The organism is Gemmatimonadales bacterium (assembly GCA_035502185.1).
Classification (GTDB): Bacteria; Gemmatimonadota; Gemmatimonadetes; order Gemmatimonadales; family JACORV01; genus Fen-1245.
The window spans coordinates 15668-27285 of record DATJUT010000098.1; the positions used below are offsets into that span (position 1 = coordinate 15668).

An 11618-nucleotide genomic window follows, 5' to 3' on the forward strand; every position below is an offset into this window, starting at 1 on the left:
CGGGCTTTCGCCCGGGAAACATCCACCCCGCACTGAGGGAGAGTCAACGCATGCATCCCAGTCTCCGCGTCACGGCGCCCGTCCTCGGCCTGGCCCTGCTCGGCGCCGCGGCCGCGGCGCCGTCCGTGGCCCAGGCGCCGGCCCGGCGCCACGCCACCTCCGCCGCGAAGCCGATCACCGTCACCTGGCTCGGGCACGCCGCGTTCCTCGTGACCTCGGCGGGCGGCACGCAGCTGCTGATCGACCCGTTCCTCCGGCAGAACCCGTCCACGCCCGACTCGCTCAAGGACACGAGCCGCTACCATCCCGCGGCGATCCTGGTGACCCACTCGCACTTCGACCACGCGGCCGACGCCAAGGCCATCGCCACGGCGAGCGGCGCGAAGGTCGTGGCCGCCTACGACTGGGCCCAGACCCTCGGCCTTCCCGACTCGCAGCTGGTGGGCGTCAACGTCGGCGGGACCGTCAGGATCGGCGACGTCACGATCCACGCGGTGCCGGCAGTACACGGCAGCGTGCCGGACGGCCGGCCGCTGGGCTTCGTGCTCGAGTTCGCCGACGGGCGGACGCTGTACGACACGGGCGACACCTGGATCTTCGGCGACATGGCCCTCATCCAGGAGCAGTACCACCCGCGCATCATCCTGCTGTGCGCGGGCGGCGGCCCGTTCACCGAGAACCCGCGCACCGCGGCGCTGGCGGTGCGCAAGTACTTCCGCCCCACCGTCATCGTCCCGATGCACTACGCCACGTTCCCGATCCTGGCGACCGCGGCCGACGTGCGCGCCGCGTTCAAGGGCGACCGGCGGCTCCGGGTGATGGTGCCGGGCGAGACGCGCCAGTTCTGAGGCGGGCGGGAGCGGCGGACGTCCCGGCGCGCGGTGTCGGCGCGCCGGGCGAACCGGATGCTACGCGGGGAGGGGCGCCGATCCGACGCGCTCGTGTCCGCGCGCCTTCTCCCGCACGCCGTACGCCCTCGAGCGGGCCACGTAACCCAGGCTGAGGGGCATGAGGGCGCCCACGACCGCCGCCGGCCGCAGGTAGCCGAACGCGCGGACGATGCGCCGCCAGGCGGCCCGGCGCGAGTAGAACCGGCTCTCCACCCAGCTGGCGCCGGCCAGCAGGGCCTCGGGGCTGAGCCGCCGAGGCTCGAAGACCACGTGCCCGAAGTCGTACAGCTCCCAGTCCCGCGTCCGGATGCGGCCCTGACGCTCCAAGTCGTCGAACAGCGGCGTGCCCGGGAACGGCGTGAGGATGGTGCACTGCAGCACGTCCACGTGCGCCGTGTCGAGAAAGGCGAGCGTACGCTCGAAGGTGGCCGCGTCGTCGTCGTCCATGCCGAACACGAAGCCGGCGTACACGCCGATGCCGGCGGCGTGCAGCCGCGTGACGGCGCGCGCGTAGTCGCCCGCGCGGTTGGTGGTCTTGCGCCAGGCGCCGAGATTGCCGTCGCTCAGCGACTCGAGGCCGAGGAACAGGGCGATGCACCCGCTCCGGGCCGCCGCCTCGAGCAGGCGCGGGTCGTCGGCGATGCGGACGCTGCACTGGCTGCACCACTGCTTCCCGAGCGGCGCGATGCGGGCGAACAGGTCGAGCGCGTAGTCGCGGTCGCCGATGATGTTGTCGTCCACGAACAGCACCCGGCGGCCCAGACCCGCCAGCTCGTCGGCCACCTCCTCCACGGGGCGGGTGCGGAACGAGTGGTGGCAGAACGCCGCGACCGAGCAGAAGGTGCAGGCGTAGGGGCAGCCCCGGGTGGCCTGGACGGCGTCGGGGGTGATGTAGGCGCCGCGGCGGATGAGGCTCCGGTCCGGCACCGGCAGGCCCGCGAGCGGTCCGGACTCGCGGCGGTAGACCTTCCGCAACCCGCCCGCCGCGAGGTCGGCCAGCATCGCGGGCACGTTGGCCTCCGCCTCGCCGACGCACACGGCGTCGAAGTGCCGGGCGGCCTCCTCGGGCAGGAACGTCGGGTGGTAGCCCCCGGCGATGACCGTCTTCCCGCGGCGCCGGAACTCGTCCGCGATCTCGTAGGCCCGCGGCGCGTTGTAGGTCATGAACGACACGCCCACCAGGTCCGCCTCCGCCTCGAAGTCCACCGGCTCCACATCCTCGTCCACGACGCGGGTCTCGACGCCGGGCGGCATCGCCGCCGCGACGTAGAGGCTGGAGAGCATCGAGAAACGGAAGGCCCGCGGCCCCCGGTACTCTCCCGGCGCGCGGGTGCGCCACAGGGGCGAGGTCGGGCTGACGAGCAGGAGCTTCACGGGGCACGCTCCACCTGGTGGCGCGAGCGAAGGTGGCCGCCCGGCGTCAGTCCATCGTCAAGCGCGCCGCCGGCCGGAGCGGTCCATGCCGACCGAAGCCTTCAGGATTCGGACGGCCCGGCGACCCGGCGGCACGCATTCTGCGCCGCCGTTCAGTGTCCCAAACCCGAGGACGTATGCTCCGCAAGCTGCTTCCCGTCTCCGCCGCCCTGCTGGTGGCCGCCGCGGCCGCCTGCAGCCGCGGGGACTCCCGCTTCCCCGCGCTCGCCGACGAGTACGTCTACACCAGCCTGAGCTTCTCACCGTCGGGCGCGAGCCAGGTGGGGCTTCACGTCTTCGTGGACCCGCGGACCAGGGACACGCTGCGGCTCGACGCGCTGCTCGACGACTACTCGGCGGCGGCGCTCGACCACCAGCGCGCGTACTACCGCGACTTCGCGACCCGGCTCGGGGCGATCCGGCGCGACCGGCTCGAGCCGCAGACGCAGGCCGACTACGACCTGCTCGACAACGCTGTGAAGTTCGCGAGCTTCAGCCTCGACAGCGAGCGGTTCTACCAGCGCCGCCCGCAGCTCTACGCCGAGATCCTGGGCAGCGCGCTGTTCGCCAACATCAGCCTCGAGTACGCCGACACGGCCGCGCGGGCGCGGGACCTGACGACGCGCGTCGAGCAGATTCCGGCGTGGATCGGCGTCGCGACCCGGAACCTCACCGCGTCGAACGAGATCTATCGCAAGGTGGCGCTGGAGGAGATGGCCGGCGTCGCGGACCTGCTCAAGAACATGGGCACCGCGTTCGTGAAGGGCACGCCCTCCCAGGCCCGCTACCAGGCGGCGCAGGGGCCGGCGCTGGCCGCCCTCGCGCATTACGCGGCGTTCGTGCGCGACACGCTCCCCAGGCGGGCGGCGTTCGACTGGCGCATGGGGCGCGGGATGTTCGAGCAGAAGTGGCGCTACTACCTCCAGGCGTCGGTGACGCCGGAGGAGATGCTGCGCTCGGCCGAAGACAGCATGCGGGCCATCCGGCACGAGATGCTGCAGCTGGCCGATCCGCTCTACTCGTCGTGGTTCCCGGGCAAGCGGCCGGCGGGCGACAGCGCCACCGTGCTGAACGCGATCGTGGGCCGGGTGCTGGGCAGGATCGGGGAGGAGCACGCCAACCGCGACTCGCTGGTCGAGGTGGGCCAGCGGACCGTGGCGGACCTCGAGAGGTTCGTGGTGGACCACCACGTCCTCTCGCAGACCGATTTCTCCAATCTCAAGGTGATTCCGACGCCGGTGTTCGAGCGCGGCAGCTACGGCGTGGGCGGGGCGGTGTTCGCGCCGGCGCTGCAACCCAACCTCAGCGCGTTCTACTGGGTGACGCCGATCCCGAAGGAGTGGAAGGCGGCCGACGCCGAGGCCAAGCTGCGCGAGTACAACAAGTACAAGATGCTCTCGCTGACCATCCACGAGGCGATGCCCGGGCACATCGTGCAGGGGGACTACGCCAACCGCGTGACGCCGGAGTGGCGCCGGCTCCTGAGGACCGTGTACGGGCTCAACAGCTACATCGAGGGATGGGCGGTGTACATGGAGCAGGCAATGGAGGAGCTGGGCGCGAACGGCGGCGACGCGGTGAAGGCGCGCCTGGTGGCGCTGAAGGCCGACCTGCGGATGTACGCGAACGTGATCATCGACGTGCGGCTCCACACGATGGGGATGAACGGCGACAGCGCGGTCGCGCTGATGGTGCGCGACGCCTTCCAGGAGCGGCCCGAGGCGACCGCGAAGCTGCAGCGGGCACAGCTCGACTACGTGCAGCTCAACACCTACCCGGTGGGCGTGCGGGAGTGGTGGGACTTCCGGCGCGCGGCGGAGGCGCGGGAGGGGAGCGCGTTCAACCTGTGCCGGTTCCACGACCTCGTGCTGTCGTACGGGCCGATCCCGGTGCCGGCGGTCCGCAGCCTCTACTTCGCCAAGGTGGCCCCGACGGCCACCATGCCGCCCTCGCGCTGCGAGGCGGCGGGAGGTTGAACGGGGAGCGCCGGGCGGGCGCCGATCTTGCCTCTGATCGGTATCAGCATAGACTCTAGTGCCATGAACACCTGCTCCAAGTGCGGCGCGGAGCTGCAGGCCGGCGCACGCATGTGCGGGAAGTGCGGAGCGGAGATCACGCCCTCGGCACGGACCGTCGCCGGAACGCCCGCCGCGGCCGGCCGGCTGCCGCACGCCGAGAGCGACGACCTGGAGCTGGGCCAGGTCCAGCGGTTCCTGGCCTCGGTCTACAAAGTGGAACGGGTGCTGGGCCGCGGCATCCGGACGGTCGTGTACCAGGCCGCCGAGATCAACCCGCCGCGCCCCGTGGCCGTGAAGGTGCTCCCGACCGGGGGCGGGTACGCGCAGGCGGCCGCGCGCTTCAAGGACGAGGCGCGGGCCGCGATGGCCCTCAATCACCCGAACATCGTGCCCGTCTACCGCGTCGGCCTGCGGGCCGGCGCCCCGTACTTCATCGCGATGAAGCTGGTGGAGGGCCGGGCGCTCGACGCCATCCTCCACTCCCAGGGCGCCCTCCCGCTGCCGGCCATCCTGCTGGTGCTCCGCGCCGCCACCGCGGCGCTCGACTACGCACACGGGCAGGGGACCAACCACGGCGATCTCAAGGCCGGCGACATCCTGATCGACCGCGACGGGCGCGTGATGGTGTCCGACTTCGGCATCGCGCGCACCATCAGGGAAATGACGGGCGCCGCCGCCGCGGCCCGCGCCGGTGGGGCGGACGCGGGGGGTGTCGGCGGCCCGCCGAGCGACCAGTACGCCCTCGGCGTGGTGGCACTGCAGATGCTCACCGGGTCGGTGCCGTCCGACGCCGACTTCCTCACGTCGGTGCGCGACGTGCGCTCGTCGCGGGAGGGACTCCCGGACGCCCTGGTGCGCCTCGTGCAGACGGCCCTGGCGCGGGATCCCGGGCAGCGGTACGCGAGCGCCGCGGACATGCTCACGGCGATCAAGGCGATCCCCTTCACCGACGCCGATCGCCGCGACGCGTATGCGGTGCTCGGGCAGCTGGTGCGCGGCGAGCCGGTGCCGAGGATCCGGGTCGCCCCGCTGCCCCCGCGCGCCGGCGTCGGACTCCCGGGGAGGACCACCTCGTTCAAGGCGCCGACGGCGGCGGCGACCGTGCCACCGCCGCCGGCCCCGACGCCGAGAGTCGTGCCTCCCGCCCCGGCGGAGGGGGTCACGAAGGCCGTGCCGGCCGCCCACGCCGCGCGACCGGCTCCGGCCGCCGCGGCGCCGCCGGCCGCGCATGCCCCTCCTCCTGCCTCCGCTCCTCCGGTGAGGAAGGCGCCGCCCGCGCCCGCGCACCCGGCGCCACCCGCCGCCCGCACGCCGCCACCGGAGCCCGCCGCGCCGGCGCCACCCGCGAGGACGGCGCCTCCGGCTCCCGCGGCGAGAACGGCGCCACCCGCGCCGGCTCGGCGGGTGCCGCCCGCGGAGCCCACGCCACCGCCCGAGCCCCCTGCGCCCGCCCCACCGCCCTCGAGGACGGGGCCCTTCGCCTCCGTCGTGCGGCCCGCGCCGCGCGCCTCGGGGGCGCCCCGCGCGAAGCGCGCGACGCCCGAGCCGGAGCCGATCGAGACGCCCGGCCTGTGGACGGCGTCCCCCGAGCCCCCGGCGCCGCCGCCCCCGGCCGCGCGGCCTCCGCGAGTCACGCCGCAGCCGTGGACCGACCACGGCGTGCTGTCCACGCCGCCCATCCCGTACCCCAAGCGGCCGTCGCGCGCGAAGCCGCTGCTGGCCGCGGGCCTGGTGGTCGCGGCGGTCGCGGGCGGCGTGTACTGGCTGGTGAGCCGCGGCCCCGCACCGAGCCAGCTGGCGCAGACCCCGGCGCGGGCCGCGGCGCCCGCGGCGCGCACCCCGGCCACGCCGGGCGCTCCCGCCGCGCCGGCCCCGACCGCGCCCGCCGTTCCGGAGAGCGCGCGGTCCGACACCGCGCACCGGCTCCCCGCCGCGACGTCCGGCGCACGGCTCGACACCACCGTCGCGACGGAGAAGACGGGCCAGCTGCTGCTCTACGCCGTGCCCTCCACGGCCGAGATCACCGTGGACGACGAGCTGAGCGGCAGCGGGGGATTCGTGGACTCCGAGGTGACCGCGGGCCGGCGGCACCTGCACATCAGCGCCCCGGGCTACGCCGCGCTCGACACGATCATCACCGTGCGCGGGGGCAGCACGCTGAATCTGGGCCGGCTCGCGCTGCAAGCGGAGGCAGGGCAGCCGGCGGCGCCAGCGCCTCCGACCACGGGCCGGATCCGGCTCCGGACCGTCCCGCCGACCGCGGAGATCTTCGTGGACGGCCAGTCGGTCGGCGTCGGGGCGCTGGTGGATTTCGAGGTCACGTCCGGGCAGCGGCAGCTGCGGATCAGCGCCCCCGGCTTCGTGACGCTCGATACGCTCATCACGGTGGAGCCGGGCGCGACGGTGCGCCTCGGGCAGGTCTCCCTCCAGAGCGCTCCAGGCGGGCAGTGACGAGGCTCCGCGCCATCGGCCTGTTTGCCCTCCTGATGGTCGCCACCGCGGTGCGCCTGCCGGGCCAGACCTCGGCAGCCGAGATCCTCCAGCACGCCGTCAGCCTGTACGAGAACGTGGAGATCGAGAGCGCGCTGGCGCTGCTGCGCCAGATCGTCGCGCCGGGCACGCCGCTCGAGGTGACCCCGGAGCAGCGGGCGCAGGCGTACGAGTACATGGGCGCGGTCTACTCGCTCCAGCCGGGCTCGGAGAAGCGCGACACGGCGCTCGGGTACTTCCGCGACGCGATCGCGCAGGATCCGGCCGTGAGCCTCGATCCGGCGAGCTTCACGCCGGCCCAGCTCGCGCTGTTCGCCGAGGCCCGCAACCGCACGTTCGCCGTCGCCGTGCGTCCGCTGCGCCCGGACACGCTCGACTCCGGCGCGGTGCTCACCTTCCAGTGCGTGACGTCGCACGAGGCCGCCCTGCACGCCGAGCTGCGATCCGATACCGCGACCCTCCTCGTGCTGTACGAGGGCGCGGGCGACGGGGTGCGGGCGGTCACCTGGGACGGCACCCTGCCCGGGCAGAGCCCCGCGCCGCCGGGACGCTACGCGATGGCGCTGACGGCCCGCAGCAGCATCCTCAGCCTGACCGACAGCGCCGTGGTCTACTTCGATCTGCTGCTCGACCACGCACCGCTCGAGGATACCCTGCCGGAGCTCGGGCCCCAGGACCTGCTGCCCGAAGTGGACGAGAACCGGCGGTCGATCCCCGCGAACGAGGTCGAGAACCAGCGGCGCCAGGCCGAGCGGGCCGCGACCAACGCGGCGATCGTGGAGCGCAACGCGGAGGCCATGCGCCGCTCCCGGCTGGTGATCGCGCCGGTGGCGGTCGCCGGGCCGTAGGACCGGAGTCCCGCCCCCGCTAGCCGGTCTTCCGGGCGATCAGGAACCGCGCGCCGCCACCCTCGCCGGCGGCGAACAGCGGCAGGTGCGCTTCGGGCACGCCCGCCTCGCGCGCGAACGGCTGCAGGTCGCGTCGCACCACGCGCACATCCGCGAATCCGGCCGTGCGGCCGAGGGCCTCGAGCTGAGCGCTGTCGTAGAAGCGCAGGCGCGAGGCCATCGGCTCCGGCGCGGCCGGCGTCCCCCTCAGCTCGGGATCCGTGCCCATGGCCACCAGCCGGCCGCCCGCCACGAGCACGCGCCGGATCTCCGCCAGCGCCGCCACGGGCTCGGGGAGGAAACCCAGGACCCCGGTCATCGCGGCGCAGGTGAACGCGCCGTCGGGAAAGGGCAGCGAGGCGGCGTCGGCCTCCCGCACCTCGAGGCGCCCGGCGGCCACCGCGTCGCGGTTCGTCTCGCTCGCCAGCCGCACCATCTCGGGGCTGTGGTCCACCGCGGCCGCGCGGCACCCGCTGTGGAGCGCCGCCTTGAGGAAGGCGCCGCCCCCGCATCCGACCTCGAGCAGGCGGTCGTCCCTGGTCAACGACAGCTCGGCGAGGATGACCCGGAAGTTGGGATAGTGGTAGAGCGGGTGCAGGTAGGTGGCGCGCGCCGCGGCGCCCGACGGGCGCCGGGCCCGGCGGTCGGTGAACCAGTCGCCGAAGGCCACGGGGCTGCTCGCGTTCAGCAGGGGCGCGAGCACCTCTCCCGCGAACCAGCCCGCCAGCTCCTTGGGATCGTCGATGACCGCATCCCATCCCCGGTGCTCCAACGTCGCCCTGGTCCCGCCGTCCGTCGGCTCGAGCCGCAGGCGCATCTCGGTCACCACGCCGGGATTCCAGCTGGCGTGCCGCCATTCGAGCGCGACCCCCCGCCCGGGTTCCCAGGTGAGCACCCGGCCCACCTCGAAGGCGCCTTCGGCGACGCGCCCGCCGGGCCCCGGCTCGAAGCGGATCCCCGAGCGCACCAGCGCGTTGGCCAGCTCCTCGACCAGGACGTCGAAGGCCGCGGCCGGCTCGAGTGCCAGGTCGATGCTGGCGCGGACGTCAGCCATGGGGTCCTCCGGTGAGCGCCTCCGCGAGCTTGCGTACGATGTCGGTCCAGCCCCGGCGATGCGCGTCCACCTTGTCGCCCGGCAGGCGCCGGTGCGTCAGCACGATCTCCGTGCCCGCGCCGCGCTCGTAAAGCTCGACGGTCACGAGCGAGGGCAGCTGGCCCGTGTTCTCGGAGATCCAGGTGAAGGAGAGCCGCGCCGGCGGCTCGATCGCGAGGTACTCGCCCCGGTGCTCCACGGAGCCGCCCGGGTGGTGCATCACGATCCGGAACGCGCCCCCGACGCGCGGGTCGAGCTCGACGTCGGCGCCGGTCACCGTGCCCGGGGACATCCACCGGGCGAGGCTCACCGGGTCGAGCCACGCGGCGAACACGCGCTCGCGCGCGACCGGCACCAGCCGCCGCACCACCAGCTCGGTCCGGGGCCCCGCCGTCATCCGTGCCTCCGCCCGGCGCGCGGCGCCCGCCGTCCGCCGGGCCGGCCCACCAGGTACGCCTCCAGCGCCTCGAGCCGCTGCTCCCAGAACCCGCGGTAGTGCTCCAGCCACGCCGTGGCGTCCCGCAGCGGCCCGGGCACGAGTCGCAGCCGGTGCTCGCGGCCCCGCACCGTGCGCGCCACGAGCCCCGCCCGCTCGAGGACCTTCACGTGCTTGGAGACGCCGTTGAGCGTGATCGGAAAGCGGCCGGCCAGGCTCCCGACGTTGGCTTCGCCCCGGGCCAGCACGCCGAGGATGGCGCGGCGGGTGGGATCCGCGAGCGCCCCGTAGACCCGATTCAGCTCCGCCGCTCGCATGGCCATGGCTTGTATTCAACCGGATGGTAGAATATTATCATTGCCGACCACTCCTGTCCATATTGACGCAGCACCCGGCAAGGGAGCGATACCCATGGCACACAGCGGCGGTCTCGAGGGTCACCCGGTGGTCTCCCGCGAGGAGTGGCTCGCGGCCCGGACGGCGTTCCTCGCGAAGGAGAAGGAGTTCTCCCGGCTCCGCGACGACCTCAACCGGCGGCGGCGTGAGCTTCCCTGGGTGAAGATCGAGAAAAGGTACGTCTTCGACGGCCCGAAGGGCCAGGAGACGCTGGCCGACCTGTTCGCGGGCAGGAGCCAGCTCGCCGTCTACCACTTCATGTTCGACCCGGACGCGAAGCAGGGCTGCCCGCACTGCTCGTTCTGGGCCGACCACTACGACGGCATGACCCCGCACCTTCCGCATCGTGACGTGAGCTTCGTGGCCGTGTCGCGGGCGCCGCTCGCGAAGATCGCGGAGTTCCAGAAGCGGATGGGGTGGCGGTTCAAATGGGTCTCGTCGAACCGGACCGAGTTCAACTACGACTTCCACGTGTCGTTCACGCCGGAGCAGGTCAAGAGCGGCGGCTTCTACAACTACCAGGCGAGCGTGCCGGTCGGCTCGGAGCGGGAGGGCTTCAGCGCGTTCTACCAGGACGAGGACGGCGCGATCTACCACACGTACTCGACCTACGCCCGGGGCATCGACCTGCTGAACGGGACCTACAACCTGCTCGACCTGATGCCGAAGGGGCGCGACGAGGACGGTCTCGAGTTCTCGCAGGCCTGGGTCCGGCATCACGACCGGTACGGCGCCTGAGCCGGCCCGAGGACGATTGCTGCGCGCCGGGCGAGCCGGCGCCGGTTGCGGGCCCGGCCCCGGCGCGCGAGCGCGCGTTCCTGGCGGCGAGCGCGGTCGTGTTCGTGGCGGGCGTCGGTGCGACGGTCGCGCTGCGGCGGTCCATGATGGGCGCGATGCCGATGCCGGACGCGATGCCGGCGGCGGCGATGCCGTCGGCCGGCACGATGTCGCTGGCGGGCGGCGTGGCGGCGGGCCCGTGGACGCCGATGCCGGGGCAGGGCCGCCTGGGCGCGGCAGCCGTCTTCCTGGCGATGTGGGTGGTGATGATGGTAGCGATGATGATGCCGTCGCTGGTGCCGATGCTGTCGAGATACCGGCGCCTCGCCCCCGGAGCGGACGCTCGCCTGGGCGCGCGGACCGCGGTGGCGGGTGCCGGCTACTTCGCCGTGTGGGCCGGGATCGGCGCGGCGGTCTGGGTGGCTGGCGTGCTGTGGCTGGCGGCCGAGCAGCGATGGGCGGCCCTCGCGCGCTCGGCTCCGTTCGCGGCGGCCGCCCTCCTCGTGGCGGCAGGAGGCGTTCAGCTCACGGGGTGGAAGGCCCGGCAGCTCGGGCGCTGCAGGGCCCCGGCCTGCGCCCGGGCACCGGCGCCCGGCGGCCGGGGCGCGTGGCGGCACGGCCTTCAGGCCGGCGTCGCGTGCGCCCTGTGCTGCTCCGGCTTCATGACGATCCTGCTGGTGGCGGGCGTGATGGACCTGCGCCTGATGGCGGTGGTCGCCGTTGCGATCACCTTCGAGCGGCTCGCCCCGTGGCCCGCCTTCGCGGCGCGAGCGGCGGGAGTCCTCGGCGTGTTTGCCGGCGTGGTCGCACTGACCCGCGCGTTCGGCGTCGCCTGACGCGGGCGCGGGCGGCGCCCGCACGCCTCAGGACCCTGTGCGCCGCGCCGCCGCCTGCACCGTCTCGACGACCTCCTGCTCGGTGAGCAGACGCTCGGAGCGCTTGGCCAGCGCCATCACCGCGTCCACGACGGCCTGGTCCGTCGGGAGTCCGCGCGTGCGCAGGTAGTGCAGCACGTTCGACCCGCCCGACATGTGGCCGATCTCGATCTCCTGCGCGCGGCCCACCCAGCTCGCCGGTACGCCGGAGTAGATCCGGTCGGCCAGCCAGTCGGCGCCCTTCTTCTGGGCCTTGATCACCGCCGCGGCGTGGACGCCGGTGGCGGTGCGGAACGCGTCGCGCCCCACGATGGGCCAGTTGGCCGGGATGGGCACGCCGACG

At 73.9% G+C, this 11618-nt stretch carries 11 protein-coding genes; 6 read left to right on the forward strand and 5 right to left on the reverse strand.

Annotated elements, in window-relative coordinates:
- The first annotated feature begins 50 nt into the window (after window positions 1–50).
- The gene (locus tag VMF70_12945; protein HTT68924.1) at window positions 51–848 is read left to right on the forward strand and encodes a metal-dependent hydrolase; all 798 of its coding nucleotides are present in this window, start codon (window positions 51–53) and stop codon (window positions 846–848) included.
- Window positions 849–908: 60 nt separating this feature from the next.
- On the opposite strand, the gene VMF70_12950 is transcribed toward VMF70_12945, so the two are convergent.
- Window positions 909–2264 (reverse strand): radical SAM protein, encoded by a 1356-nt coding sequence (locus tag VMF70_12950; protein HTT68925.1) that lies wholly within the window; start codon window positions 2262–2264, stop codon window positions 909–911.
- A gap of 176 nt (window positions 2265–2440) precedes the next feature.
- Here VMF70_12950 and VMF70_12955 point away from each other — a divergent pair, with 176 nt between their 5' ends.
- From VMF70_12955 to VMF70_12965, 3 genes are all read left to right on the forward strand, one after another.
- Window positions 2441–4279: a DUF885 domain-containing protein gene (locus tag VMF70_12955; GenBank protein HTT68926.1), complete on the forward strand. Its 1839-nt coding sequence runs from the start codon at window positions 2441–2443 to the stop codon at window positions 4277–4279.
- A gap of 63 nt (window positions 4280–4342) precedes the next feature.
- Window positions 4343–6772 carry a protein kinase gene (locus VMF70_12960; protein ID HTT68927.1) on the forward strand — a complete coding sequence of 810 codons (2430 nt, stop codon included), beginning with the start codon at window positions 4343–4345 and terminating at the stop codon, window positions 6770–6772.
- The gene (locus VMF70_12965; protein HTT68928.1) at window positions 6769–7659 is read left to right on the forward strand and encodes a hypothetical protein; all 891 of its coding nucleotides are present in this window, start codon (window positions 6769–6771) and stop codon (window positions 7657–7659) included. Before VMF70_12960 ends, VMF70_12965 begins: the two co-directional genes overlap by 4 nt.
- A 19-nt stretch (window positions 7660–7678) precedes the next feature.
- Here the strand turns inward: VMF70_12965 and VMF70_12970 are convergent, their stop codons facing one another.
- The 3 genes from VMF70_12970 to VMF70_12980 are packed head-to-tail and all read right to left on the reverse strand — an operon-like array spanning window position 7679 to window position 9550.
- Complete coding sequence (locus VMF70_12970; protein ID HTT68929.1) at window positions 7679–8752, reverse strand: methyltransferase domain-containing protein; 1074 nt, start codon at window positions 8750–8752, stop codon at window positions 7679–7681.
- Window positions 8745–9188: an SRPBCC domain-containing protein gene (locus tag VMF70_12975; protein ID HTT68930.1), complete on the reverse strand. Its 444-nt coding sequence runs from the start codon at window positions 9186–9188 to the stop codon at window positions 8745–8747. The genes VMF70_12970 and VMF70_12975 overlap by 8 nt, the downstream gene beginning before the upstream one ends.
- Window positions 9185–9550 (reverse strand): metalloregulator ArsR/SmtB family transcription factor, encoded by a 366-nt coding sequence (locus VMF70_12980; GenBank protein ID HTT68931.1) that lies wholly within the window; start codon window positions 9548–9550, stop codon window positions 9185–9187. The genes VMF70_12975 and VMF70_12980 overlap by 4 nt, the downstream gene beginning before the upstream one ends.
- Before the next feature lie 88 nt (window positions 9551–9638).
- Here VMF70_12980 and VMF70_12985 point away from each other — a divergent pair, with 88 nt between their 5' ends.
- Together VMF70_12985 and VMF70_12990 are read left to right on the forward strand one after the other, a co-directional pair.
- The gene (locus tag VMF70_12985; GenBank protein HTT68932.1) at window positions 9639–10361 is read left to right on the forward strand and encodes a thioredoxin family protein; all 723 of its coding nucleotides are present in this window, start codon (window positions 9639–9641) and stop codon (window positions 10359–10361) included.
- A 98-nt stretch (window positions 10362–10459) separates the two neighbouring features.
- Window positions 10460–11236: a DUF2182 domain-containing protein gene (locus VMF70_12990; GenBank protein HTT68933.1), complete on the forward strand. Its 777-nt coding sequence runs from the start codon at window positions 10460–10462 to the stop codon at window positions 11234–11236.
- A 27-nt stretch (window positions 11237–11263) separates the two neighbouring features.
- On the opposite strand, the gene VMF70_12995 is transcribed toward VMF70_12990, so the two are convergent.
- Window positions 11264–11618, reverse strand: a 355-nt coding sequence (locus tag VMF70_12995; protein HTT68934.1) for a hypothetical protein, incomplete at its 5' end; no start/stop codon positions are given.